Raw genomic sequence first — 22,826 nt, 5'->3', positions numbered from 1 at the left:
CTCAGCCCTTGCCCTTGTCCTGGCCCTTCGCCTTGCCGCTGTCCTGGCCCTGGCCCTGTCCTTTCGCCTTGCCGCTGTCGTGCCCGTTGCCGTTGCCCTTGCCCTTGCCCTGTCCATTGGACTGACCGGCCGGCGCAGCGTGCTTCTTCGCCGTCCCCGTGGCCTGGCCTTTCGGCCGGGCGGGCTCCTTCGCACGTCCCGGGAAATCGCGGGACAGCTCATTGTCGAGCGTGATGCCCCGCCCCCAGCGGTCGTAGCTGGGAACGAAGCCCTTCTTCAGCCGGTGGAACTCCGGCGAACCGGGCTTGATGCCCAGTCCCTGCGCGACGGCGCCCCAACCTTGCGCATGGTCGCGCTCCCACACATCGGCCACATAGCGGCACGGACGGCCGAGCACCGAGGCGATCGCGCAGGCGAAGTACACATCGCCCGGCGCCCAGCGACGCTCTCCGAGCAGGTCGTTGACCAGGTCGCGGGGCGCGCCGTAGTAGCGAACCATCTCGTCGACGAACGGATCGCGATAGCGCGCGCCGTAGCGGTTCATGTCGGACAACCAGGTGTCCACCCATACATCGCCCGTGCGTGGATTCCAGCCGAAGGTGTAGTCCTGCGCCGAGGCGGTGGTGCCCCACCCCAGTGTGGCCGCGGCCGCCACCAGCAGCGCGCCCATCCGTGCTCTCCAGGTCATCGCCATCGGCAAGCTCCCTTCGTCATCGAAGGAACGCCACGCGGGCGTTCCGTTGCGGTCCACGGCCATGATCAGTCGTCGCGGTCGTCGCGCCAGCGGCGATCGTCCCGGTCGCGGTGGTCGTGGCGATCATACCGGCGGTCGTCCCAGCGGCGGTCGCCGTAGTAATACGCGCGGTCGTCGTGACGGCCGTAGCGGCGATCGTCGTAGCGGTGATCGTAGCGGGCGTCGTAGTAGCGCGTGGTGCACTTGCCGTGCTTGTTGCAGTTGCCGCGCGGGGCGTTCCAGTAGCCGTAGGCGTTGCCGTAAGGCGGGCCCGCCCGGTAGACGCGGCGGTAGTAGGTCGGGGCGCCGCGATAGTCGTGCACGACGATCAGCCGGTCGCGATAGCCGCGGTCGTATCGGTAGTACGGATAACCGCCGTGGTAGATCACATCGGCGACGCTGACGATCACGCGCGCCCAGTCGTCGTCGGCGCGCGCGGGCGTCGGGGCCATCGCGGCCGCGCCCACACCCACCGCCAGCACCACAGGGGCGAACCATCGGGTCAGGACAGTGGCCATGTCTGCGCTCCTTGTTGGCCCGCACCCTGCGGGCCCCGGAGCCAAGATGCGACCGGCGCCATGAACCATTTTCTAACCCAGCCGGGGTCTGCCGGGAGCGCTCAGCCGGCGTTGGGGAACCCGTTCAGCCGGCTTGCGCGGCGAGGGCCTTCACAGCCGCCGGAAGCTCGTGCGCGCTGCCGATGCGGCGCAGGCGCGGGGCGGCATCGGCCACTTCGGCCTCGTTCTCGTGGGCCCAGGTGGTGTGGTACGGAACGTGGATGCCCCACCCGCCCAGTTCCAGCACCGGCGCGATATCGGACCGCAGCGAGTTGCCGACCATGACGAAACGCTGCGCCGGCAGGTCGAACTCTTCCAGCAGCCGCGCGTAGGTCGCCGTGTCCTTCTCGCTGACGATCTCGATGCGGCGGAACAGATCGGCGAAGCCGCACTGGCGCACTTTCGCTTCCTGGTGGAACAGGTCGCCCTTGGTGATCAGCACCACGTCGAAGTCGGCCGCGATGGTTTCCACGGCCTCGCGCACGCCCGGAAGAAGCTCCACCGGATGGCGCAGCAAGCCCTTGCCCAGTTCCACGATGCGATGCACGTCCTGCGCGGCGATACGCTGGGCGGTGATGTCCACGGCGGCCTCGATCATCGACAGCACCATGCCCTTCACGCCGTAGCCGAACAGCGCGATGTTGCGCTTCTCCACTTCGTACAGGCGGTCCTGCACGCGCGCATCGCGCAGGTCGACGTAGGCACCGACGATGCGCTCGAACTCAAGCTGGGCTTCGTCGAAATAGTCCTGGCTGCGCCAGAGGGTGTCGTCGGCGTCGAAGCCGATCAGTTGGATTTCGCTCATGTGCCTAGTCTATTCGACGCCGCGCGCGGGGCCGGACACAACGAAGCAGGGGCGGCCGAAGCCGCCCCTGCCGGAGTCCAACAATGCGCAGGTTGGACGGGATCGATGACGCGTGTGCGGGTTACTTGCCGCCGCTGCCGCTGCCCGAGGCACCGGTCTGCACCTTGGCGACGTAGGCCTTGTATTCGTCGGCGGTCAGCGCACCGTCGGCATCGGCATCGGCCTGGTCGAACACCTGGCCCAGCGCCGGCACGCTCGAAGCTTCGGACTTGCTCAGCGACCCGTTCTTGTCGGTGTCCACGTCCGACCAGCTCTTCTTCGCCGGTGCGCCCGATGCCGGCTGCGCGGCCGACGCGGCGGCCGGATCCTGCGACTGCGGGGTGGCGGACTGCGCGAAGGCAAGCGGCGCTGAAAGGACGGCCACCAGGGCGGCGGCGGCGATGAGCGGCTTGCGGTTGCGGATGGTCATGCGGTGTCTCCTGGAATGAAGGAAGTTCTGCGCGTGCCTGCCCCAAGGCGTGCCGCACGGATCGACCTTGCCCACCTCCGCATGAACGTATCGGCGCGCGCGAGTGTTAACGCAACGTTGCTTTAACCACCGCGCCCGGCGCTGCCGGTAGGCGCGAGGCCGATTGTCGATGCGATCGGCCCGGGAATGTGACGCGCACCGAAGTTAAGTTGCCTGCCCTCGCGTGCCGCAACTGAACCGAACACAACCTTCACCGGCGACCGAAGTCAACGCGCGCCGAGCGGAAACGTTTTCCGCGCCCGCTCACGCCTCGTCTTCGCTGCCCACGTCGACGTCGATCGCCCCCTCTTCGTCGATGCGCACGCGCACCACCATCGGCCGGCAGCACACCTGGCAATCCTCGATGTAGGTCTGCGCGCCGGCGGAGTCGTCGATCAGCAATGTAAGCGGTTCGCCGCAGTACGGGCACAGGACTTCGACGGCGGGCAGCATGGTCATTTCTCCGGTGCGGCGCTCGGCAGTGCCTCGCCCGGAGCGGCGGTCAAGACGATATCCACGGGCTGCCCGGGGTTATGGCTGCGCAGATGCAGCTCGTTGGCGTCGAGCTTGAGGATGTCGGTCGGATACGCGATGCCCTCTTCGACCATCGTCAACTTGCCGCTCTCGAAGCTCCACTTTCCGTGCATCGGCGTTGCGTTGGGCGAATCGATCACCAGCGTGCCGTCACCGAGGAAGGCATACACGGTGTCGGGCTCCACCGAACCGGACGACTTCACCTTCCACACCTTGTCGGCGAATGCCGCGGGTGAAATCGCGGGCGCGACGGTCGGTGCGTCGGTCGCGGGCTGATCGGTCGAACGCGCCGGCTGCTGCGAGGTATCGGCAGTGACCTGCGGCGCGGCAGGCGCGGCTGGCTCCTGCGCGGGAGGCGACGACGGCTGGCAGGCGACGAGCATCCCGCCCGTCAACGCGGCGAGAAGAATGGAGGAACGCGCGGAAGGACGCATTGCAGGCTCGCATGTGCGGAAGATGCGCGCACCTTAACACCGCCATGTGCAAGCCCGCGTTCATCACGTCCCGGTAACTCCGGCGCGGCAAAGCTTCGGCCATCGCGTCGCCATGAATCCGTGCGGGAGGGAGCGATGAAGGTTCGCCATGTTTTCAGCACGCCCGATCTGGCCACGGCGCAGTCGGTGATGAACGCAGCGCGCGGCGCCGGCGTGCGCGACGACGACATCCTGCTCGTCGCGCGATCGGACATCGAGCTGGAAGAGATCCCCAACGACCGCAAGGAAGCCGATACCGACCTGATTCCCGCTGCACTGCGCGGCGCGGGTTATGGCGGTGCAGCGGGACTGCTGGCGGGACTGGCGGCCATCGTCATCACGCCGATCGGCCTCACGCTGGCCGGTGCCGCGGCCGCGGCGGTGGCGGGCGCGCTGGTGGGATCGTGGGCATCGGCGCTGGTGGGTTCATCGCTGCCCGATCCGATCCGTCGCAAGTTCGACGAGGAGATCCAGGCAGGCCGCATCCTCGTCGTGCTCGATGGCGACAAGGAATTCCTCGACGGCATCGAATCGCAACTGGCAACCGCAGGTGCCGTGCATCTTCCTTACGAATCGACCAAAGCGATGGCGTAATGCGCCGCCGCTGCGCTCGCTAAGGAGAAGCCCATCCGCGCGCGGACTGTTTTGCGAGCGGCTTGCCGAGCGCATCGCGATAGCGGCCGTGGAGCGTGCGTACCTTCACCACATAGGCCTGCGTTTCGGCATACGGCGGAACGCCGCCGTAGCGCGTGACCGCACCGATGCCCGCGTTGTAGGCCGCGGCCACCATCGTCATGTCGTTGCCGTAACGTCGCATCAGCGCGCGCAGGTGACGCGCGCCGGCCATGATCGACTGCTCGTACGAGAACGGATCGGTGACGCCGTACTCGCGGCCCGTCTCCGGCATGAGCTGCATCACGCCCTGCGCGCCCTTGGGCGAAACGGCGGCGGCATCGAAGTCGCTCTCGGCGTGGGCGATCGCGCGCAGCCAGGCCTCGTCCACGCCGGTCGCTTTGGCGGCGGCGCGGAACTGCTTCGGATATCGGTCGAGCCTCGGCGGTCCCAATCGGCCGAGCCCCTCGTGCGCTGGTTCGCCCGGCGGTGCGGGCACGGTGAAGGACAGCACCTTCACGGCGCCCGGCAGCTTGCGCGTGCCGTAAACGGGCTTGCCGTCCTGCATCCGTTCGTAGAGCACGCCGCTCACCGCCTCGCCGGTGCCGAACAGGTTGGGCACCGCGGCGGCGTTGTCGTCGATCTGCTTCGGCGTGCAGCGCGAGCCCGGCTCGGGCGCGGTCGACAGGCTGACGGTGCCATCGCGCACGCATCTATATACGGTGCGCGCCTGCGCCTGGCCGATCGCACAGAGCACGAGCAGCACGCAGAGCAGCACGACGGCGGGAGCGCGAAGCCGGGCCATGGCGCGGATTCTAGGCGCCCCGCCCGAACGGCGATGCAACGCGGGCGCCCGTTCATCGGGGCGGGCGCGGCCTGAACCACCACGGTCGGAAGCGACTTGATTCAGGTCAAAGCGACCCGCGACATGCTCGATAGGCTGCGCGCCATGCCCACCCTTCCGCCCTTTCCGACCGAACTGCTGCGCCGCTACGACCGGCCGGGGCCGCGCTACACGTCCTATCCCACCGCACCCCAGTTCAGCCAGGACTTCGGCCCGGCGCAGTTGGTCGACGCCGCCCAGGCGAGCAACGGCGATCCGATTCCCAGCCGCCTCTCGCTCTATGTGCACGTTCCCTACTGCACGAGCCCCTGCTTCTACTGCGGATGCAATCGCATCATCACGCGCGACCGCTCGCGCAGCGAGCCCTATCGCACGCGACTGGCGCGCGAGATCGGCATGATGGCCGGCCTGTTCGATCCGGACCGCGAAGTGGTGCAGCTGCATTTCGGCGGCGGCACGCCCAACTTCTTCACTCCCGCGCAGCTGCGTGCGACCGTGCAGGACCTGCGCGACCACTTCCGCTTCAGCGATGCCGCCCACCGCGACATCTCCATCGAACTGGACCCGCGCGAGCTCACGCCCGACGACATCGCCGAACTCGCCGACGCCGGCTTCAATCGCGCCAGCCTGGGCGTGCAGGATTTCGACCCGGACGTGCAGCGCGCGGTGAACCGCGAGCAGGACGTCGCGGCGACGCTGGCCATCATCGACGCGTGTCGCCACCACGGCATGCGCTCGGTCAACGTCGACCTGATCTACGGCCTGCCGTTGCAGACCCTGGACGGGTTCTCGCGCACGCTCGACACCGTGATCGACGCGCGCCCGGAGCGTCTGGCCGTCTACAGCTATGCGCATCTGCCGGAGCTGTTCAAGCCGCAACGGCAGATCCGCGCCGAGGACCTGCCGTCGGCGGATCTCAAGCTTGATCTGCTGCGCCTGGCGATCGAGCGCCTCACCGCCGCCGGCTATGTCTACATCGGCATGGACCACTTCGCACTGCCCGACGACGAACTCGCGCTGGCGCAAGCGCGCGGCGGCCTGCATCGCAATTTCATGGGCTACACCACGCATGCCGATTGCGACCTCGTCGGCTTCGGCGTGAGCGCCATCAGCCACATCGGCGACAGCTACAGCCAGAACCCGCGCGATCTTCCGGGCTGGGAACAGGCCATCGACGCACCGCGCCTGCCGGTGTGGCGCGGCCTGCGCCTGAGCGCCGACGACCAGCTGCGCGCGGACGTGATCCAGCGTCTGATGTGCCAGGGCGAAGTGCCCATCGACGCGATCGAACGCGCGCATGGCATCGACTTCACGCACTACTTCGCCGACGCCCTGCGTCGCCTGCAGCCACTGCAGGACGACGGCCTGGTCTGGGTGGAGCCCGAACGCATCGTCGCCACGCCGGAAGGCCGCCTGCTGCTGCGGGTGATCGCGATGTGCTTCGACGGGTATTTGCGCCAGCCGCAAGCGGCACCCGCGCGGTTCTCGCGGACGGTATAGAGCAACGCAACGAAAAGCCCGCGCGCGCCCCTCTCCAAGCAGCAAAGGCGCTAACCGATCGGTCGCGCCGTACGCGCCAGCGCCCCGAGCGACTCCAGCGCCGACTGGCTGCGCGCATCGAACGGATGCCCGAAATTCAGCCGCAGGCAATGACCGAAGCCGCGACTGGCGGAGAAGATCGGACCCGGCGCGATGCTGATCCCCGCTTGCAGCGCGCGACGGTGCAGCGCCAGCGCGTCGCGCCCGTCGGGCAGTTCAATCCATGCGAAGTAACCGCCCGAGGCACGGGTGACACGCGTGCCTTCCGGAAAGCAGGCCGCAACGGCCTCGATGTACGTCGCCTGCTGCGCGGCGAGCGTGGCGCGCAGTCGGCGCAGGTGGCGGTCGTAGCCACCGCCCTGCAGGTAGCGGCTGATCGCGTGTTGCGCCGGCACGTTGGTGTTGAGTGTGGTGGTGAGCTTGTTGCGCGCGATGGTCTCGCGGAACCGGCCCGCCGCAACCCAGCCGATGCGGTAGCCCGGCGCCAGGCATTTGGAGAACGAGGAGCAATGCAGCACGCCGCCCTCGCGGTCGTGCGCCTTGGCCGGCAGCGGACGCTGGGCGCCGTGGTGCAGCTCGGCGTAGACGTCGTCCTCGATCAGCGGGATGCCGTGTCGCGCGAGCAGCGCGACGAGATCCCGCTTGGCCGCATCGGGCATGGTCGCGCCGAGCGGATTGTGGAACGTCGGCATGAGCCAGCATGCGCGCGGCGAATGGCGCAGGATCGACCGCTCCAGAGCCTCCAGGTCGACACCGTCGCGCGGATGCGTGGGCACTTCCACCGCACGCAGGCCGTTGCGCTCCAGCGACTGCAGCGCGGCGTAGAAACAGGGCGATTCCACCAGCACCGCGTCGCCGGGACGGGTTATCGCGGCAATGGCCAGATTCAACGCTTCCAGCGCACCGTTGGTGACGATGATTTCCTCGGCCGGCACCTCGATGCCGTCGATCAAGTAACGCAGGCTGATCTGGCGGCGCAGTTCGCCCAGTCCGGGCGTGAGGTCGTCCACGGTGCTCCACGGGTCCAGCTCCTGCGCGGCCGAGGCGACGGCACGGCCGAGGCGGGCCAGCGGAAACAGCAGCGGGCTGGGGAAGGCCGAGCCGAATGGCACCAGCTCGCGCCGCATCGCCGATTGCAGCACCTCGAACACCAGATCGCTGACGTCCACCGGACGCGAGTCCCCGTCCGGTCGCGACGCGGCCTCGGGCTCCGGCGGCAGGCGCGGCGGGTGGGCGGCGACGTAGTAGCCCGAACGCGCGCGTGACTCGATCAGGCCGCGCGCCTCCAGCAGGTAGTACGCCTGGAAGACCGTGGACGGGCTGAGCCGGCGCGCGGCCGTGGTCTGGCGCACCGACGGCAGGCGGTCCCCCGGGTGGAAGACGCCGGACTGGATCGAGCGGGCCAGATCGTCGGCCAGGGCTTCGTAGCGCTTCACCGGGAGGCAACTGATACGGTTTTTCTGTCGAATTCTGATTCTACTTCAACTGATACGGTCGCCCTAGACTGCGGCCACTTCCCCCGCCCGAGCCTGCCGTGTCCGAAGGCGTCCAGCTGCACCTCGCCCTGATCCTGTTCGCGCCGTGGTTCGCGGTGCTGTCGGTTTTGTTCTGGCGCTATCCGCGACAACCGCGCGGCCCGGCCCGCTCGCTGTTCGACACGGTTGCGCTGACGCTGGCAACGGCCGCCGCTTTCGGCGGCATGTACTGGGGCATGGCGCACGCGGACGCGGGTTTCGGCCCGATGTGGAAGCAGGTCTTCGCCACCTCGATCGCCTATGGCCTGTACCTGGGCGTGATGGCGGTGGCGTTGGTCGCTCGCATCCGCTGGCTGGCGCGCGCGTCCTCCCTCTCTCCTACCTGATGGGCTGCCCATGAAGACCCTGATCGTTGTCGGATTCCTCGCCCTGATCGTCTACAACCTCGGCGCCGCGCTGTTCTACATGCTCACCGACCGAGGTGAGAGCAAGCGCGCGGTCAACGCCCTGACGCGTCGCATCGGGTTGTCCATCGCCCTGATCGCAATGGTCGCCGTCGGCATCGCCAGTGGCTTCATCCAGCCCCACGCGGTCGGCGCCTGACAGCCGCCGAACGGTCCTCCGCGCGCGCGCGGTTGCGTTTGAATGGCGTGGCCGGCGCTTTGATCGAGATCAAGCGCCCAATGTGAACGGGTTCCTAACATGCCGCCGACCCCGGCCTACCGCTCGGGAGTGCCTACCCATGCAAACCCAACCCGAAACTTATAACGACAAGATCGTGCGCCAGTTCACCGCGATGACGGTGGTCTGGGGCATCGTCGGCATGCTGGTAGGCGTAATCATCGCCGCCCAGCTGTACTGGCCGGCGCTCAACTTCGACCTCCCATGGCTCAGCTACGGCCGACTGCGACCACTGCACACCAATGCGGTGATCTTCGCCTTCGGCGGTTGCGCGCTGTTCGCCACCAGCTACCACGTCGTCCAGCGTACGTGCCATGTGCGCCTGGCCTTCGACAAGCTGGCAGCCTTCACGTTCTGGGGCTGGCAACTGGTAATCGTCGCCGCCGCCGTCACCCTGCCGCTGGGCCTCACCCAGGGCAAGGAATACGCCGAGCTGGAATGGCCGATCGACCTGCTGATCGCCGTCGTGTGGGTGAGCTACGGTGTGGTCTTCTTCGGCACCATCGTCAAGCGCCGCGTCAAGCACATCTACGTGGCCAACTGGTTCTACGGCGCGATGATCATCACCATCGCCCTGCTGCACATCGTCAACAACCTGGCGATGCCGGTGGGCGCGTTCAAGTCGTACTCGCTCTACACCGGCGCGGTCGATGCGATGGCGCAGTGGTGGTACGGGCATAACGCGGTCGGTTTCTTCCTGACCGCCGGCTTCCTGGGAATGATGTACTACTTCGTCCCCAAGCAGGCCAATCGCCCGGTCTACTCGTACCGGCTGTCGATCGTGCACTTCTGGGCGCTGATCGCCATCTACATGTGGGCCGGCCCGCACCATCTGCAGTACACCGCGCTGCCGGACTGGGCGCAGTCGCTGGGCATGGTGTTCTCGCTGGTGCTGCTGGCGCCCAGCTGGGGCGGTGCGATCAACGGCGTCATGACGCTCTCGGGCGCATGGGACAAGCTGCGCACCGATCCGATCCTGAAGTTCCTCATCGTCGCCGTGTCGTTCTACATGATCGCGACCTTCGAGGGTCCGATGATGTCGATCAAGACGGTCAACTCGCTCTCGCACTACACCGACTGGACCGTCGGCCACGTCCACGCCGGTGCGCTGGGCTGGGTCGCGATGATCTCCGTCGGCGCCGTCTACTCGATGCTGCCGCGCCTGCTGGGTCAGGAGCGCATGTATTCGGTGAAGGCGATCGACCTGCACTTCTGGCTGCACACCATCGGCGTGGTGTTCTACATCGCCTCGATGTGGATCGCCGGCGTGATGCAGGGCCTGATGTGGCGCGCCACCAACCCCGACGGCACGCTGACCTACAGTTTCGTCGAAGCACTCAACGCCACGTATCCGTACTACCTGGGCCGACTGGCCGGTGGTGTGATCGTGCTGAGCGGCATGTTCGTGATGGCCTGGAACGTGATCCGTACCTGGCAGCAGGCGCGTGACCTCGTCCCGACGCCCGTGCTTCCGCCCGACACTGCGAACGCACACGCCTGAGGCCGCCCAGATGAGTCATTCTCACGAGAAAGTCGAAACCAACGTCGGCCTGATGGCGGTGCTGATCGCCGTGGCCGTCTCCTTCGGTGGTCTGGCGGAAATCGTCCCGCTGATGCACCAGGCCGAAGCCATCGAACCGTTGCCGGGCGTGAAGCCCTACCCCGCGCTGCAACTCGCCGGACGCGACGTCTACGTCCGCGAGGGCTGCTACAACTGCCACTCGCAGATGGTGCGCACGCTGCGCTTCGAGACCGAACGCTACGGCCATTACTCGCTCGCGGGCGAATCGGTCTACGACCGTCCGTTCCAGTGGGGCAGCAAGCGCACCGGGCCCGACCTGGCACGCGTCGGCGGCCGCTACTCCGACGACTGGCACCGCGTGCACCTGCTGAACCCGCGCGATGTCGTGCCCGAATCCAACATGCCCGGTTTCCCGTGGCTGGCGAAGAACACGGTCGACGGCGCGCAGGTCGAAGACCGCATGCGTGCGCTCAAGACCATCGGCGATCCGTACACGGCCGCCGATATCGCCGGCGCGAAGGCTGCCGTCGAGGGCAAGACCGAACTCGACGCCGTCGTCGCTTATCTGCAAGGTCTCGGTCGCCATGCGCCGAGGGGAGGCTGAGATGCTGTCCGGAATCGTGACAACCGTGCTGCTGGTGCTGTTCGTGGCCGGCTGGATCTGGGTGTGGAGCCCGAGACGAAAGAAAGAATTCGAAGCGGCGGCGCGACTGCCGCTCGATGAAAGTAAGGAGATGCCGCAATGAGCGCCGGCTGGTCGTGGTTCGTGATCGCGCTGGTCGCGATCAATATTCTGGGTTGCGTGTGGCTGATCTGGTGGACCGGCAAGCGCCGGCCGGGCGATCCCGCCCCCACCGACACCAGCCATGTGTGGGACGGCACCCTCACCGAGTACAACAAACCGATGCCGCGGTGGTGGATCAACCTGTTCTACATCACCATCGTCTTCGCCATCGGCTATCTCATCTACTTCCCGGGCCTGGGCGCGTATGCAGGCGTGAGCAGGTGGAGCTCCGCCAAGGAGCAGGCGGCCGACAAGGCACGCGACGACGCCAAGCTCGAAGCCGCCTTCGCGCCGTACGCAGGCAAGTCGATCGACGTCATCGCGCATGATCCCAAGGCCGTGGCGCTGGGCCGCTCCATCTTCAACAACACCTGCGCCACCTGCCATGGTTCGACCGCGCAGGGTGCCATCGGCTATCCCAACCTGACCGACCAGGTCTGGCACTGGGGCGGCACGCCCGACGACGTGCTGCATTCGGTGCTCGACGGCCGCGAAGGCGTGATGCCCGAATGGGGCAAGGTGCTGACCGGCATGGGCGGCGACAACGCGGTGGACTACGTGGCGGCCTACGTGCGCACGCTGTCGGATCCGGACAGCATGCAGAACAACTACATGGCTGCTCAGGGCAAGTCGCTCTACGAGGGCGTGTGCATCGCCTGTCACGGCGTCGACGGCAAGGGCAACACCGCCATGGGCGCGCCGGATCTCACCGACGACTACTGGCTGTACGGCAACAGCAGCGACAGCCTGCGCCAGACGATCAGCAACGGCCGTCACGGCGTGATGCCCGCATGGCGCCAGACGCTCGGCGAGACCCGCGCACGCCTGGCCGCGGCCTATGTCTGGTCGCTGTCCCACCCGACCAAGCCTCCCATTACCGCCGCGAAGTGACCACCCCATGAGGGGCACGCCATGACCGTGCAGGAACCGCGATTCGACCACCCGCCCCGACCGCTCTCGCAGCGGCTCGGGGCGATCCTTTGGCCAAGCTTCTTTGCCGCCTGCGTGGCGACGATGGTGTTCTTCGCCTTCGTCGACCCGCTCGCACTGCGCGACATGACGTTCCCCCACCTGCCGATGACGCGCACGCTCGGGTACAGCCTGGGCTTTTTCATGTTCTGGGTGGCCACCGCCGCCTCCAGCGCATTCACCTGGGTGCTGCTGCGCCCGGCCAGTCGTTTCAACCGGCCGCTTCGGCCGGAGTAGTACCGGACCTGCAATGAGCAAGAAAATCACGATCGACCTTGTCGAAGACACCGGCAGCGCGCTGTACGTCAGCGAGCGCAAGATCTACCCGCGCAGCGTGAGCGGTGTGTTCCAGACCTGGCGAAATGTCGCGGTCGTGGTGTTGCTGGGCATGTTCTACGTGTTCCCCTGGCTGCGCTGGGACGGACGTCAGGCGGTGCTTTTCGACCTGCCGGCGCGCAAGTTCTACGTGTTCGGGCTGAACTTCTGGCCGCAGGATTTCTTCCTGCTCTCGGTGCTGCTGATCATCGCCGGCCTGACGCTGTTCTTCTTCACCGCGTTGGCCGGCCGCCTGTGGTGCGGCTTCGCCTGCCCGCAGACGGTGTGGACGGAAGTGTTCCTGTGGATGGAGCGCTGGACCGAAGGCGATCGCAACGCGCGCATGAAGCTCGACGCCGGCCCCTGGAACGGCACGAAGGTCTTGCGCAAGGGTGCCAAGCATCTGCTCTGGCTGGTGTTCGCGCTGTGGACCGGCTTCACCTTCGTCGGCTTCTTCACGCCGATCACCGACCTGGCCGCACGCGTGCCGTTGTTCGGGCAGGCACCGGGCTGGGGTGGCTGGGAAACGTTCTGGGTGTTGTTCTATGCGCTGGCGACCTGGGGCAACGCCGGCTTCCTGCGCGAGCAGGTCTGCAAGTACATGTGCCCGTATGCGCGCTTCCAGAGCGCGATGTTCGACCGCAACACCCTGATCATCGCCTACGACCCGATGCGCGGCGAACCGCGCGGCCCGCGCAAGCGCGGCCTGGGCAGCGTGCTCGAACGCGCGCGCGGCCTGCTCGATGTCGCCACCGCCTACAACTACGTGTTCCGAGCCGCGCGCCAGGGCAACGCCGTCGCGCTCGAGGCCGCCGGCACCACCGCCGTCACCGACGTCGGCCTCACCGCCGAACCGCTGCCGAAATTCGCGCCCGAACAACTGGGCGACTGCATCGACTGCACGATCTGCGTGCAGGTCTGCCCCACCGGCATCGACATCCGCAATGGCCTGCAGTACGAGTGCATCGCCTGCGGCGCGTGCATCGACGCCTGCGATTCGGTGATGGACAAGATGGGCTACCCCAAGGGCCTGATCCGCTACTCCACGCAGAACGCCATCGACGGCAAGCCCACGCGCGTGGCGCGTCCGCGCGTGCTCGTCTATGGCACGCTGCTGGCCGCGTTGTGCGTGGCCTGGGCGTGGGGCGTCGGCCATCGCAGTCCGCTCATCGCGGAGGTGCTGCGCGACCGCAACGCGCTTTACCGCGAGACGGCTGACCAGCGCATCGAGAACACCTACACGCTCAAGCTGATCAACAAGGACATGGAGCCGCGAAGCTTCCGCATCCGCGCGCAGGGCCAGGCCGGCATCACGCTGGCGGGCGGCGAACAGACCATCGACGCCGCCGCCGAGGAAGTGCTCAACCTGCCTCTGGTACTGTCGGCACCGAAGGACGTACACGGCAAGCAGCCGGTCACCTTCCATGTCGAGCGTACGGACGGCGCGGCCAGCGCCAACGTGGAATCCAACTTCTTCGGACCGATGTGATGGAACAGCGCGGACGCACCCGCAATCCCGTGATGTGGCTGGTGATCGGACTGCCGATCCTGGCCGTGGTGGCCGGCGTCGGGCTGGTCGTGATCGCGCTGCGCAGCGGCGGCGACGACGCCGTCATCGACACCGTGCAGCGCACCGCGCAGATCCAGACGACCGAACTCGGCCCCGACGAGCGCGCGCGGGAGATGAAACTCTCCGCGGTGCTGCGCGTGGATCGCCGTGGCGTCGAGCTGCTGCCCGTGGACGGTGGTTTCGGCGACGGCCAGGTGCCGCGCGATGTGCCGCTGACCCTCGCGCTGTCGCACCCGAGCCAGGCCACACAAGACCGCACGCTCGAACTCCGGCCCAGCGAGCTGGGCTGGCACGCGGACGTGGACCTCCCGCTCGACCACGACTGGCTCCTGCAACTCACCCCGAACGACCGGCAGTGGCGTCTGCACGGCCGCCTCGTCGCCGGCCAGCAGGCCGCGCACCTGGCGCCGGCGCTCGCCGGCGAATGACGATGGACGCGGCGCTGCCCCTGCGGGACACGCGCGCCGCCGAAGCCGGCGGTTGCCAGCACTGTGGCGAGTCGCTGCCGCCCGACGCGGTACGCGCCGACGGCCGCGCCTTCTGTTGCAGCGGTTGCGCCGCGGCGGCGTCGTGGATTCGCGATGCCGCGCTGGGCGATTACTACCAATTGCGCACCTCGCCCGCCGGACGCGTGCAGGCCGAGGCGACGGACTTCAGCGCGTGGGACCGCGATGTCGTGCTCGCCGAACACAGTCGCACCGTGCCCGGCGGACGCGAGATCACCGTGCTCACCGACGCCATGCGCTGCGCCGCGTGCGCGTGGCTGATCGATCGCGCGCTGCGGCGCCTGCCCGGCGTGCTCGATGCGGGTGCGAACGCGGTGACCGGTCGCATCACGGTGGCGTGGGATCCGCAGCGCACCGCGCTCTCCACGTTGATGCAGCGCCTCGCCGCGCTCGGTTATCGCCCCTGGCTGGCGACCGGCGACGCACGCGAGCAGGCCCAGCGCATCGAACGCCGGCGTTGGCTGATGCGACTGGGCGTGGCAGGCCTGGGCGCGATACAGGCGATGATGTTCGCCGAAGCGCTCTACCTCGACAGCGCCCAGCAGATGCCTGCGGCGACGCGTGACTTCTTCCGCTGGATCACCTTCCTCGTCTCCACGCCGGTCGTGTTCTATTCCGGCTGGCCGTTCCTGGAAGGCATGTGGCGCGAACTGCGCGGCCGTCGCATCGGCATGGACACGCTGATCGCCGGCTCCACCCTGCTCGCCTACTTCGCCAGCCTGGTCGAAACCCTGCGCGGCGGCGTGCATGTCTGGTACGACGCGGCGGTGATGTTCGTGCTGTTGTTGCTGGTGGCACGCATGTTCGAGCAGCGCGCGCGCGGCATCGCCAGCGCGCAGGTCGATGCGCTCGCGCGTGCGCGCCCTGCGCTGGCGCTGCGCGAGCGGGGCGACGGCGCGCCGGAACAGATTCCGCTGGGCGAACTCGTGGTCGGCGACGTGCTGCGCGTGGCCGCCGGCGAAGCCGTGCCGGCCGATGGCGTGCTTCTGGATCGCGCCGCGTCCTTCGACGAGGCGCTGATCACCGGCGAATCCACGCCCGTGCGACGCGAGCCCGGCGACGCGGCGCTGGCCGGCAGCGTCTGCCGCGAGCAATCCGCGCGAGTGCGCGTGACGCGCACCGGCGCGGACACCTGGCTGTCGCAGCTCACGCGGCTGGTCGAGCAGGCGCAGTCCGCGCGGCCACAGCTGGCGCGCGTCGCCGAACGCGTGGCGGGCGGCTTCGTCATCGCCCTGCTGCTGTGCGCCACCGCTACGTACGCGTGGTGGCGCGTGCACGATCCAGCGCGCGCACTGGAAGTCACGTTGGCGCTGCTGGTGGTGAGCTGCCCCTGCGCGCTTTCGCTGGCGATCCCCACCGCGCTGACCACTGCCCACGGCGCGCTCGCGCGCATGGGCGTGCTCGGCTTGCGTGGCGATGCGCTGTCCACGCTCGCGCGAATCGATCGCGTCATGCTCGACAAGACCGGCACGCTGAGCAACGGCCGTCCCGAACTCGACCGCGTCGCCGTCTTCGTCGACATGGACCAGGCGCGGGCACTGGCCATCGCGGCCGCGCTGGAACACGGCAGCGCGCATCCGCTGGCCCAGGCATTCGCGCATGTGGAGACCGACCTCGCCGCACGGCACGTCACCAGCGTCGCCGGCCAAGGGGTCGAAGGCGACATCGACGGCGTGCGTTGGCGGCTGGGCCGCGCCGAGTTCGCCGCGTCAGGCGTGGACGACGGAGCGCTCTGGCTCGGCGACGGCACGCGCGCGTTCGCGCGGATGACGGTGCGCGAAACCATGCGCGAGGATGCCCGCGCCGCGATCACGGCCCTGCATCGCGCGGGACTCGCCGTCGAGCTTTGCAGCGGCGACGCGGACGGCGCGGTCGCGCGCTTCGCACTTCAGGTCGGCATCGAAACGTTCCATGCGCGCCAGACGCCCGAACAGAAACTGGCGCAGGTGCGGACGGCGCAGGCACGCGGCGAGATCGTGGCGATGGTCGGCGACGGGCTCAACGACGCACCCGTGCTGGCAGGCGCCGACGTCTCGCTCGCGATGGCCGAAGGCGCCGCGCTGGCGCAGCGGGCGGCGGACTTCGTCATCACCAGCCCCTCGTTGTTGCGCGTTCCGCAGGCGATCGTGCTGGCGCGACGGACGCAACGCATCGTCCGCCAGAACCTGGCCTGGGCACTGGGTTACAACATCCTCGCGATCCCCCTGGCCGCGACCGGCCACGTCACGCCGTGGATCGCGGCGGTCGGCATGGCCGCATCCTCGCTGCTGGTGACGCTCAATGCATTGCGGTTGAGCCGGCGCGACGCCGACGACACGCGGAGGTCCGCATGAACATCCTGCTCCTGCTCGTTCCGATCAGCCTGGTGCTGCTGGGCATCGCCATCGGCGCCTTCGTCTGGGCCGTGCGGCGCGGACAGTTCGACGACCTGGACACACCGGCCATCGACATCCTGCGCGACGACCCGCTGCCCATGCGCGCGCCCGAGCGCGCCATCCCGAACGACGACCCGCCACGTCATGACGATTGACTGGCTGACGCTAGGCGCGGCCTCGCTCAGCGGACTGCTGGGCGGCGCGCATTGCGCCGCGATGTGCGGCGGCATCGCCACGGGCTTTTCCGCAACGGCGCAACGGTCGGTCGCACCGGCGATCGAAGCGAACCTGGGACGTGTCGGCGGCTACATCATCGCCGGGGCAATCGCCGGTGGCCTGGGCCACGGCATCGTCGGCGTGGCGCGGCTGGACGGTCTGGCCACCGCACTGCGCATGCTGGTCGGGCTGGTGCTGGTGATCGTCGCGCTGCGTTTGTTCGACCGCCACGGTCGCTTCACCTCGCTGGGGCGTCCCGGCGCGCGGATGTGGCGCTGGTTGCAGCCGCTTCAGGCGCGTCTGTTGCCTGCGGACTCGCGCGCGAAGCGTCTGGGCCTGGCGGTGCTGTGGGGCTGGCTGCCGTGCGGGCTGAGCACGACGCTGCTCGCGGCCGCATGGTTGCAGGCCAGTGCGCTCGGCGGTGCGCTGACGATGGCGGCGTTCGGCCTGGGCACGCTGCCGGTGATGCTGCCGCTGACCTGGAGTGGCGCGCGCCTGGGACGCTGGTTGCAGACGCGATGGCGCAATGCCGGCGCAGCGCTGGTGATGGCCGCAGGGCTGCTCACGCTGTCGGCCCCGTGGCTGATGCAGGTGCCGGAACTGCACGCGGTGCTTTCCGCGCTGGGCTGTGTCACGCCGTCGGCGTGATGCCGACAGGGAAGTACCGACGGGATCGCCTGAGAGAGCGGGCTCAGCGTGCGCGACGCGCGCGCGATGCGTTGTCCGCTTCGGCACCGTGCGCAAGGCGCGTCAGCTCTTCGACGTCGAGAATCTCCACGCGCCGGCCGTGCACCAGGATCACTTCGTCTTCCTGCAAACGCGTGAAACCGCGGCTGACGGTTTCCAGCGCGAGGCCGAGATAACGCGCCACATCCTCGCGGCTCATCGGCAACTTGAATGCGGTCGGCGACTGTCCGATCTGGCGGAAACGCTCGGTCAGGCCATGCAGGAACAACGCGATGCGCTCGTTCGCCTGCCGCCGCACCAGCATGCCCATGTGGTCGTGATCGCGGTTGAGGCTGTGGCCGATCACGCGCAGCAGCTGCTGCTGCAGGCCGGGCAGTTGCGCCGCGATCTCGGTGAGCTGGTCGAACGGCACTTCGCACACGTTGGCCTCGCCCAGTGCGATCGCCTCGCATCGGTGCGCGCCGCCGCCCAACGCATCCAGGCCGATCAGTTCGCCCGGCAAGTGGAAGCCCAGCACCTGCTCCTCACCGTCCTCCGTCACGCTGACCGTCTTGAACGCACCGTCGCGTGCCACGTACACCGAAGCAAGCGGATCGCCGATGCGGAACAAGCGCTCGCCGCGGCCGATGGCGCGACGGCGGCGGACGATGTCGTCCAGGCGCTCCAGTTCCGGCCCGGTGATGCCCGCCGGAAGGCAGAGCTGCTGCAGCGAACACTGCGAGCAACTGCGGCGCAGGCGGGCCAGATCAAGGGCGGAGGCTTCGTTCATGGTGGCCGTATTGTCGCATGCGCAACGCCGGGGCCGCGCTCCAACCCGGACTTTGGCCGTCGATCGCCCTGAAAAGCGAAAGGCGGCCGAAGCCGCCTTTCGCGCCACACACCCGAAGGTTCCGCCCTCTCGCGGGGCTCGCCGGACGCCACCGAACATCGGTGCCGACCGCGACCCGACTGTGCGCCCGGCCGGATGAATGCCAGCGCGCCCGGAGTCCGGCCATGCACGCGCGCTTAACCCCGTGCGCTGCGAATTCTGCTTATGACGGGAATGCGGCCAATGGCGTCACTGGCCTGCGCACTGCGGGCTCGCGCAGATGCTGCGCGTCTGCATCATGCGATCGGTCGCCTGCTGGCCGGCCCGCGTCTTCGCGCTCTCGCGTTCTTCAGCGCGTTGCTTGGCGGTCTTGCACACGCGTTCGACCTTGTGGCTGCCGGTGGATTTCACGCGCTCGCAGATCAGGCGCTCTTCGTCGGCCTTGGCGACCTGGCTTTCCTGCGGCTTCGCCTGCTCCCGCGCAGGCGCCGTCGCGGCGGTGGATTCGCGCGCCATGGCGGGCGTCGCGCACAGGCTTGCCAATACGGCCAACGCCAGCATGCATGTCTTCATGAGTGCCTTCCCTGTTTGATGATGTGGGCCCCGCATCGGGCGGGAGTTGCTTGCCACGCGCACGACGCTCCCCGCGCGGCACGGCGTTCGATCTTAGGAGCGCGCATCACCACGCGACGCGCCTTCACGCCAAGCGCCAGATTGGGTAAAGCCGCACCGCGCGATCGCGCCCACGCACGTCCCGCGCCGGAAAGTTCCAGTCGCGGGACAGAGCATCCCCCGATTCCGGCCTTTGTTCCGCGCATGGAACTCCCATCTCCTCCGTGCAGCGACGGCCGTCCAGGCATTCCGCCAGGGCCCGTCGCACGGAACCGCCGCTCCCTCCCCCCTTCGCGGCGCCCCGATGCAGGAGTCCATTCGCAATGAAGAAGAACAAGCTGCTGTCCACTGCCCTCGTCGCCGTCATCGCCAGCGCCGCCGCCTTTGGCGCGCAGGCCGCCGACAAGGGCTTTTACGCCGGTGCAGGCGTGGGCCAGTCCTTCGTGGACGAAGGTGCCTACGACGATGAAGACACCGCGTTCTCGGTCTTCGGCGGTTATCAGTTCAACCGCTATTTCGGACTCGAGGGCGGCTACGCCGATTTCGGCAAGCTCGAGCCGCGCGGCGCGGGCCCGGAGCTGGAAGCCAGCTCGGTCTACCTGACCGCCGTCGGCACGTTGCCGATCACCGACAAGTTCTCCGCCTACGCCAAGGCGGGCATCCAGCGCTGGGACCTGGACACGGCGATTCCGTCCGTCGTCGGCAATAGCGACGACAGCGGCACCGATCCGACCTACGGCCTGGGCGTGCAGTACCGCTTCACCGACCACGTCGCACTGCGCGGCGAGTACAGCCGCTTCCAGATCGAAGACACCGATCTGGACCTGGCCCAGTTGCAGGTCCGTTACGACTTCTGAGTCAGGACGCGTCTGCATACGACCAAGGCCGCCGGTGAGAACCGGCGGCCTTTTTGCTGATCGAGGTTGCAAGGGAGACTGGCGCCGGCGCCGCGGGACGGGCACTCTCGGCACTGGCCGACCACGGGAACGCCCTTGGAGCAGTCAGACACGTCGCCCGGCACGCTGCGCGCCGTCAGTCGATGGCAGATCGTCGGCCTCTCGATCAACGACGTCATCGGCAGCGGCATCTACCTCCTGCCCGCCGCCGCGGCGGCACTGCTCGGGCCGGCAAGCCTGTGGGCCGTGCTGCTCGCCGGCTTCGCGGTGAGCCTGCTGGTGCTGTGCTACGCGCAGGCGGCGAGCTATTTCGACGGCCCCGGCGGCGGCTACCTGTATGCACGCGAGGCGTTCGGCCCGTTCGTGGGGTTCGAAGTCGGCTGGATGCTGTTGCTGACGCGCATCGCCACCGCCGCCGCGCTCGCCAATGGCCTGGCCGAAGCAGTCACGCATTTCTGGCCGGCGGCCGACACGGGCTGGGCACGCGTATCGATCGTCGCCGGCTCGCTCGGCCTGTTGGTGGCGATCAACATAATCGGCGTGCGCGCGGCGGCGAATGCCGGCGTACTCCTGGCGATCGGAAAGCTCGTGCCGCTGGTGTTGTTCGTCGCGATCGGCGCCTTCCACGTGGACGCCTCACTCGCCGCACCGGCAGGCGCACCGCTGTCGGTGCGTTCCCTGGGCGAAGCGGCGCTGCTGTTGCTGTTCGCCTACGCCGGTTTCGAGAACCTGCCCGCGGCTGCCGGCGAATACCGCAATCCGCGCCGCGACGTTCCGTTCGCCCTGCTGACGATGATCGCCACCGTCACGCTGGTCTACGTGAGCGTGCAGTGGGTCGCGCTGGGCACGCTGCCCGGGCTGGCCGGATCGTCCACACCGCTGGCCGAGGCCGCCTCGCGCTTCAGCGGCGAAGGCCTGGCGTTGCTGATGACGGTGGGCGCGAGCATCTCGATCCTGGGCACGAGCAGCAACACCGTGCTGATGGCGCCGCGTTACCTGCTCGCGCTTGCGCAGGACGGTTACGGGCCGCGCTGGCTCGGCGCGATCCACCCGCGCTTCCGCACGCCGGTGACGGCGATCGTGCTGATCGGCGTGATTTCGCTGGCGCTGGCGCTGTCGGGCTCGTTCGTGCAGCTGGCCCTGCTGTCGGTGGTCTCGCGCCTGTGCACGTACCTGGGCACTGCAGGTTCAGTGCTCGTGCTGCGTCACCGCCACGGCGACCGCGACGGCGCGCTGCGTCTGCCGGGTGGGCCACTGATTCCGCTGGCGGCGATCGCACTGAGCATCGGGCTGCTCGCCAGCGCGCAGGTCGCCAACCTCATCGCGGCGGCGATCGCGCTGGTGATCGGCGCGGTCATCTACCGGCTGCGCCGCTGATCCTCACGGCGCCGGCGTGTCCGGCATCTGCATCAGCTGGACTTGCAGGTCGAACAGGATTTCCGCATCGCCCGGCAGCCACTGCCCTTCCTCGTTGCCGCGATAGTGGCGATGGAAGGCGCGCAGCGCGGCTTCCGGATCGCGCAGGTCGTAGCCAACCAGACGCATCGCCGCCCACGGATCGAAACCGATCGGCGCCGGTGCCGAATTCGCGCGCGGCCACAGACCGTACCCGGCCTGCGCGAGCCGCTGCCAGGGAAACAGCGCGCTGGGATCGCGCTTGCGTGTCGGCGCGATGTCGCCGTGACCGATCACCAGGTGGCGCGGGATATCCAGTCGACCGGTGATGTCATCGAGCAGCCGCAACAGCGCGGCGATCTGCGCATCGCTGAAGGGCTCGACGCCGTCGTTGTCCAGCTCGATGCCGATCGAACCGGAATTGAGGTCGGCCACGCCGCCCCAGCGCGAGGCGCCCGCATGCCACGCGCGCTCGCGTTCGGCGACGAGCTGGTACAGCCGACCGTCGTCGCCGATGAGGTAGTGCGCACTCACGCGTCCGCCCGAGTTGCGCGTCTGCAAGGTCAGCAACGCCGCTTCCGCGCTCTCCATTTCGGTCTGGTGCAGCACGATCATCTGCGCGCTGCGCGGGTTGTGGTTGGGCGAAGGACGCCACGCCGCCAGCGGATTGCGCTCGGGCGCGGGCGTCGTGGCGCAGGCGACGAGCGTGAGCGCGACGGTGCAGACAACGGCGATGCGATGGGCCTTCATGCGGAGCTTCCCTTGCCGGCGGACATCGCGCCGGCACCGTGCCGGAGCTTCGCGACGCTTCGCATTGTTCCACACCGCATCGCGCGCAGTGTTCGGGCGCTCACTTGGGCCAGAGGAAATCCGTCTTGCCCAGCGGCACGCCGGCCTTGCGCAGGATCGCGTAGGAGGTGGTGCAGTGGAAGAAGAAGTTCGGAAGCATGAACTCGCTCAGGTAGGCCGCGCCTTCGAAATGACGATCGCCTCCGCTGCGCGTGCTGAGCGTGATGGTGCGCGTCTCGCCGGCATCGACCTGTTCGGCGGTGAACGTGCCGATGTAGTCGATCGCACGCTCGATGCGCGCATACAGCTGCTCGAAGCTCGTCTCGTCGTCTTCGAACTTCAGCGCTTCCACGCCGGCCATGCGCGCGATGCCGTTCTTCGCGGTATCGGTGGCCATCTGCACGTTGCGCACCAGCGGCGCCATGTCGTCGATCAGGCGCGATTGCAGCAATGCGTCGTCGGCGATGCCTTTCTGGCGCGCGTGCGCCTGCCCGACTTCCAGCACATGGCGCAGGTTGCGCAGCGCGCGTTGCACGGTGGGGACGATGATCTGATGGGTGGAAATCGCCATGCGCGCAGTTCCTGTAGGGGGGCGTCCAGCCTACCGCCATGCATTGCGCT

The 22,826-nt window shown here is 68.3% G+C and carries 28 protein-coding genes; 16 read left to right on the top strand and 12 right to left on the bottom strand.

Going from position 1 to position 22,826, the window contains the following annotated elements; translation table 11 throughout:
* Nucleotide 1 precedes the first annotated feature (1 nt).
* The 6 genes from AAFF32_RS06515 to AAFF32_RS06490 all read right to left on the bottom strand — a co-directional run bounded on the left by AAFF32_RS06515 (nt 2) and on the right by AAFF32_RS06490 (nt 3,571).
* On the bottom strand, nt 2–670 hold the full coding sequence (locus AAFF32_RS06515; protein ID WP_342316853.1) for a hypothetical protein: 669 nt from the start codon (nt 668–670) through the stop codon (nt 2–4).
* Nucleotides 671–759: 89 nt separating this feature from the next.
* Nucleotides 760–1,251, bottom strand: a complete 492-nt coding sequence (locus tag AAFF32_RS06510; protein WP_342316852.1) for a hypothetical protein — start codon at nt 1,249–1,251, stop codon at nt 760–762.
* 124 nt (nt 1,252–1,375) lie between these two features.
* Nucleotides 1,376–2,095 (bottom strand): HAD family hydrolase, encoded by a 720-nt coding sequence (locus AAFF32_RS06505; RefSeq protein ID WP_216960916.1) that lies wholly within the window; start codon nt 2,093–2,095, stop codon nt 1,376–1,378.
* Between the two features lie 121 nt (nt 2,096–2,216).
* Nucleotides 2,217–2,564, bottom strand: coding sequence for an EF-hand domain-containing protein (locus AAFF32_RS06500; RefSeq protein WP_216960917.1), 348 nt, complete (start codon nt 2,562–2,564; stop codon nt 2,217–2,219).
* Nucleotides 2,565–2,867: 303 nt separating this feature from the next.
* Complete coding sequence (locus tag AAFF32_RS06495; protein ID WP_216960918.1) at nt 2,868–3,056, bottom strand: CPXCG motif-containing cysteine-rich protein; 189 nt, start codon at nt 3,054–3,056, stop codon at nt 2,868–2,870.
* Nucleotides 3,057–3,058: 2 nt separating this feature from the next.
* Complete coding sequence (locus AAFF32_RS06490; RefSeq protein WP_216960919.1) at nt 3,059–3,571, bottom strand: hypothetical protein; 513 nt, start codon at nt 3,569–3,571, stop codon at nt 3,059–3,061.
* Between the two features lie 135 nt (nt 3,572–3,706).
* Between AAFF32_RS06490 and AAFF32_RS06485 the strand changes: the two genes are divergently transcribed.
* On the top strand, nt 3,707–4,204 hold the full coding sequence (locus AAFF32_RS06485; protein ID WP_216960921.1) for a hypothetical protein: 498 nt from the start codon (nt 3,707–3,709) through the stop codon (nt 4,202–4,204).
* A gap of 19 nt (nt 4,205–4,223) precedes the next feature.
* Here AAFF32_RS06485 and AAFF32_RS06480 read toward each other — a convergent pair whose 3' ends face one another.
* Nucleotides 4,224–5,027, bottom strand: coding sequence for a lytic transglycosylase domain-containing protein (locus AAFF32_RS06480; protein ID WP_216960923.1), 804 nt, complete (start codon nt 5,025–5,027; stop codon nt 4,224–4,226).
* 144 nt (nt 5,028–5,171) lie between these two features.
* Between AAFF32_RS06480 and hemN the strand changes: the two genes are divergently transcribed.
* Entirely contained in the window at nt 5,172–6,566 is a 1,395-nt protein-coding gene (hemN, locus tag AAFF32_RS06475) for an oxygen-independent coproporphyrinogen III oxidase (protein WP_216960925.1), read from the top strand.
* Nucleotides 6,567–6,616: 50 nt separating this feature from the next.
* On the opposite strand, the gene AAFF32_RS06470 is transcribed toward hemN, so the two are convergent.
* The gene (locus tag AAFF32_RS06470) at nt 6,617–8,041 is read right to left on the bottom strand and encodes a PLP-dependent aminotransferase family protein (RefSeq protein WP_342316851.1); all 1,425 of its coding nucleotides are present in this window, start codon (nt 8,039–8,041) and stop codon (nt 6,617–6,619) included.
* A gap of 98 nt (nt 8,042–8,139) precedes the next feature.
* On the opposite strand from AAFF32_RS06470, the gene AAFF32_RS06465 reads away from it, so the two are divergent.
* The 12 genes from AAFF32_RS06465 to AAFF32_RS06410 all read left to right on the top strand — a co-directional run bounded on the left by AAFF32_RS06465 (nt 8,140) and on the right by AAFF32_RS06410 (nt 17,666).
* Nucleotides 8,140–8,466, top strand: a complete 327-nt coding sequence (locus tag AAFF32_RS06465; RefSeq protein WP_342316850.1) for a hypothetical protein — start codon at nt 8,140–8,142, stop codon at nt 8,464–8,466.
* Between the two features lie 10 nt (nt 8,467–8,476).
* Nucleotides 8,477–8,683 (top strand): twin transmembrane helix small protein, encoded by a 207-nt coding sequence (locus AAFF32_RS06460; RefSeq protein ID WP_216960930.1) that lies wholly within the window; start codon nt 8,477–8,479, stop codon nt 8,681–8,683.
* 139 nt (nt 8,684–8,822) lie between these two features.
* On the top strand, nt 8,823–10,262 hold the full coding sequence (gene ccoN / locus AAFF32_RS06455) for a cytochrome-c oxidase, cbb3-type subunit I (protein ID WP_216960932.1): 1,440 nt from the start codon (nt 8,823–8,825) through the stop codon (nt 10,260–10,262).
* A gap of 10 nt (nt 10,263–10,272) precedes the next feature.
* Entirely contained in the window at nt 10,273–10,887 is a 615-nt protein-coding gene (gene ccoO / locus AAFF32_RS06450) for a cytochrome-c oxidase, cbb3-type subunit II (RefSeq protein WP_216960934.1), read from the top strand.
* A 1-nt stretch (nt 10,888) separates the two neighbouring features.
* Nucleotides 10,889–11,029 carry a cbb3-type cytochrome c oxidase subunit 3 gene (locus tag AAFF32_RS06445; RefSeq protein ID WP_342316849.1) on the top strand — a complete coding sequence of 47 codons (141 nt, stop codon included), beginning with the start codon at nt 10,889–10,891 and terminating at the stop codon, nt 11,027–11,029.
* Nucleotides 11,026–11,958: a cytochrome-c oxidase, cbb3-type subunit III gene (gene ccoP / locus AAFF32_RS06440; RefSeq protein ID WP_342316847.1), complete on the top strand. Its 933-nt coding sequence runs from the start codon at nt 11,026–11,028 to the stop codon at nt 11,956–11,958. Before AAFF32_RS06445 ends, ccoP begins: the two co-directional genes overlap by 4 nt.
* Before the next feature lie 21 nt (nt 11,959–11,979).
* Entirely contained in the window at nt 11,980–12,273 is a 294-nt protein-coding gene (locus tag AAFF32_RS06435; RefSeq protein WP_216960942.1) for a hypothetical protein, read from the top strand.
* A gap of 13 nt (nt 12,274–12,286) precedes the next feature.
* Nucleotides 12,287–13,840: a 4Fe-4S dicluster domain-containing protein gene (locus AAFF32_RS06430; RefSeq protein WP_342316846.1), complete on the top strand. Its 1,554-nt coding sequence runs from the start codon at nt 12,287–12,289 to the stop codon at nt 13,838–13,840.
* A complete protein-coding gene (locus AAFF32_RS06425) occupies nt 13,840–14,349 on the top strand; it encodes a FixH family protein (RefSeq protein WP_216960948.1) in 510 nt (169 codons plus the stop codon). The genes AAFF32_RS06430 and AAFF32_RS06425 overlap by 1 nt, the downstream gene beginning before the upstream one ends.
* Nucleotides 14,350–14,351: 2 nt before the next feature.
* Nucleotides 14,352–16,760: a heavy metal translocating P-type ATPase gene (locus tag AAFF32_RS06420; protein ID WP_342316845.1), complete on the top strand. Its 2,409-nt coding sequence runs from the start codon at nt 14,352–14,354 to the stop codon at nt 16,758–16,760.
* Nucleotides 16,757–16,957 carry a cbb3-type cytochrome oxidase assembly protein CcoS gene (ccoS, locus tag AAFF32_RS06415; RefSeq protein WP_216960951.1) on the top strand — a complete coding sequence of 67 codons (201 nt, stop codon included), beginning with the start codon at nt 16,757–16,759 and terminating at the stop codon, nt 16,955–16,957. The genes AAFF32_RS06420 and ccoS overlap by 4 nt, the downstream gene beginning before the upstream one ends.
* A complete protein-coding gene (locus AAFF32_RS06410; protein WP_342316844.1) occupies nt 16,947–17,666 on the top strand; it encodes a sulfite exporter TauE/SafE family protein in 720 nt (239 codons plus the stop codon). The genes ccoS and AAFF32_RS06410 overlap by 11 nt, the downstream gene beginning before the upstream one ends.
* A 43-nt stretch (nt 17,667–17,709) precedes the next feature.
* On the opposite strand, the gene fnr is transcribed toward AAFF32_RS06410, so the two are convergent.
* Together fnr and AAFF32_RS06400 are read right to left on the bottom strand one after the other, a co-directional pair.
* Nucleotides 17,710–18,474: a fumarate/nitrate reduction transcriptional regulator Fnr gene (gene fnr, locus AAFF32_RS06405; protein WP_216960957.1), complete on the bottom strand. Its 765-nt coding sequence runs from the start codon at nt 18,472–18,474 to the stop codon at nt 17,710–17,712.
* A gap of 288 nt (nt 18,475–18,762) precedes the next feature.
* Nucleotides 18,763–19,086, bottom strand: a complete 324-nt coding sequence (locus AAFF32_RS06400) for a hypothetical protein (RefSeq protein ID WP_342316843.1) — start codon at nt 19,084–19,086, stop codon at nt 18,763–18,765.
* Nucleotides 19,087–19,448: 362 nt separating this feature from the next.
* On the opposite strand from AAFF32_RS06400, the gene AAFF32_RS06395 reads away from it, so the two are divergent.
* Nucleotides 19,449–19,982, top strand: coding sequence for an outer membrane beta-barrel protein (locus AAFF32_RS06395; RefSeq protein WP_342316842.1), 534 nt, complete (start codon nt 19,449–19,451; stop codon nt 19,980–19,982).
* A 135-nt stretch (nt 19,983–20,117) separates the two neighbouring features.
* Nucleotides 20,118–21,398, top strand: a complete 1,281-nt coding sequence (locus AAFF32_RS06390; RefSeq protein WP_342316841.1) for an APC family permease — start codon at nt 20,118–20,120, stop codon at nt 21,396–21,398.
* Between the two features lie 3 nt (nt 21,399–21,401).
* Here AAFF32_RS06390 and AAFF32_RS06385 read toward each other — a convergent pair whose 3' ends face one another.
* Together AAFF32_RS06385 and AAFF32_RS06380 are read right to left on the bottom strand one after the other, a co-directional pair.
* Complete coding sequence (locus AAFF32_RS06385; protein ID WP_342316840.1) at nt 21,402–22,166, bottom strand: N-acetylmuramoyl-L-alanine amidase; 765 nt, start codon at nt 22,164–22,166, stop codon at nt 21,402–21,404.
* Between the two features lie 100 nt (nt 22,167–22,266).
* Nucleotides 22,267–22,776 (bottom strand): DUF1993 domain-containing protein, encoded by a 510-nt coding sequence (locus AAFF32_RS06380; protein ID WP_216960972.1) that lies wholly within the window; start codon nt 22,774–22,776, stop codon nt 22,267–22,269.
* Between the last annotated feature and the right edge of the window lie 50 nt (nt 22,777–22,826).

The sequence above is a fragment of the Lysobacter sp. FW306-1B-D06B genome (assembly GCF_038446665.1).
Lineage (GTDB): Bacteria > Pseudomonadota > Gammaproteobacteria > Xanthomonadales > Xanthomonadaceae > Lysobacter_J.
The sequence above is the reverse complement of the archived record's forward strand: the minus strand, read 5'-3'. Positions and strand labels throughout refer to the sequence as shown.

Coding starts and splice junctions, on each gene's coding strand:
- AAFF32_RS06515 (WP_342316853.1), bottom strand. CDS start 670: ATGGGCGCGCTGCTGGTGGCGGCCGCGGCCACACTGGGGTGGGGCACC.
- AAFF32_RS06510 (WP_342316852.1), bottom strand. CDS start 1,251: ATGGCCACTGTCCTGACCCGATGGTTCGCCCCTGTGGTGCTGGCGGTG.
- AAFF32_RS06505 (WP_216960916.1), bottom strand. CDS start 2,095: ATGAGCGAAATCCAACTGATCGGCTTCGACGCCGACGACACCCTCTGG.
- AAFF32_RS06500 (WP_216960917.1), bottom strand. CDS start 2,564: ATGACCATCCGCAACCGCAAGCCGCTCATCGCCGCCGCCGCCCTGGTG.
- AAFF32_RS06495 (WP_216960918.1), bottom strand. CDS start 3,056: ATGCTGCCCGCCGTCGAAGTCCTGTGCCCGTACTGCGGCGAACCGCTT.
- AAFF32_RS06490 (WP_216960919.1), bottom strand. CDS start 3,571: ATGCGTCCTTCCGCGCGTTCCTCCATTCTTCTCGCCGCGTTGACGGGC.
- AAFF32_RS06485 (WP_216960921.1), top strand. CDS start 3,707: ATGAAGGTTCGCCATGTTTTCAGCACGCCCGATCTGGCCACGGCGCAG.
- AAFF32_RS06480 (WP_216960923.1), bottom strand. CDS start 5,027: ATGGCCCGGCTTCGCGCTCCCGCCGTCGTGCTGCTCTGCGTGCTGCTC.
- hemN (WP_216960925.1), top strand. CDS start 5,172: ATGCCCACCCTTCCGCCCTTTCCGACCGAACTGCTGCGCCGCTACGAC.
- AAFF32_RS06460 (WP_216960930.1), top strand. CDS start 8,477: ATGAAGACCCTGATCGTTGTCGGATTCCTCGCCCTGATCGTCTACAAC.
- ccoN (WP_216960932.1), top strand. CDS start 8,823: ATGCAAACCCAACCCGAAACTTATAACGACAAGATCGTGCGCCAGTTC.
- ccoO (WP_216960934.1), top strand. CDS start 10,273: ATGAGTCATTCTCACGAGAAAGTCGAAACCAACGTCGGCCTGATGGCG.
- AAFF32_RS06445 (WP_342316849.1), top strand. CDS start 10,889: ATGCTGTCCGGAATCGTGACAACCGTGCTGCTGGTGCTGTTCGTGGCC.
- ccoP (WP_342316847.1), top strand. CDS start 11,026: ATGAGCGCCGGCTGGTCGTGGTTCGTGATCGCGCTGGTCGCGATCAAT.
- AAFF32_RS06435 (WP_216960942.1), top strand. CDS start 11,980: ATGACCGTGCAGGAACCGCGATTCGACCACCCGCCCCGACCGCTCTCG.
- AAFF32_RS06430 (WP_342316846.1), top strand. CDS start 12,287: ATGAGCAAGAAAATCACGATCGACCTTGTCGAAGACACCGGCAGCGCG.
- AAFF32_RS06425 (WP_216960948.1), top strand. CDS start 13,840: ATGGAACAGCGCGGACGCACCCGCAATCCCGTGATGTGGCTGGTGATC.
- AAFF32_RS06420 (WP_342316845.1), top strand. CDS start 14,352: ATGGACGCGGCGCTGCCCCTGCGGGACACGCGCGCCGCCGAAGCCGGC.
- ccoS (WP_216960951.1), top strand. CDS start 16,757: ATGAACATCCTGCTCCTGCTCGTTCCGATCAGCCTGGTGCTGCTGGGC.
- AAFF32_RS06410 (WP_342316844.1), top strand. CDS start 16,947: ATGACGATTGACTGGCTGACGCTAGGCGCGGCCTCGCTCAGCGGACTG.
- fnr (WP_216960957.1), bottom strand. CDS start 18,474: ATGAACGAAGCCTCCGCCCTTGATCTGGCCCGCCTGCGCCGCAGTTGC.
- AAFF32_RS06400 (WP_342316843.1), bottom strand. CDS start 19,086: ATGAAGACATGCATGCTGGCGTTGGCCGTATTGGCAAGCCTGTGCGCG.
- AAFF32_RS06395 (WP_342316842.1), top strand. CDS start 19,449: ATGAAGAAGAACAAGCTGCTGTCCACTGCCCTCGTCGCCGTCATCGCC.
- AAFF32_RS06385 (WP_342316840.1), bottom strand. CDS start 22,166: ATGAAGGCCCATCGCATCGCCGTTGTCTGCACCGTCGCGCTCACGCTC.
- AAFF32_RS06380 (WP_216960972.1), bottom strand. CDS start 22,776: ATGGCGATTTCCACCCATCAGATCATCGTCCCCACCGTGCAACGCGCG.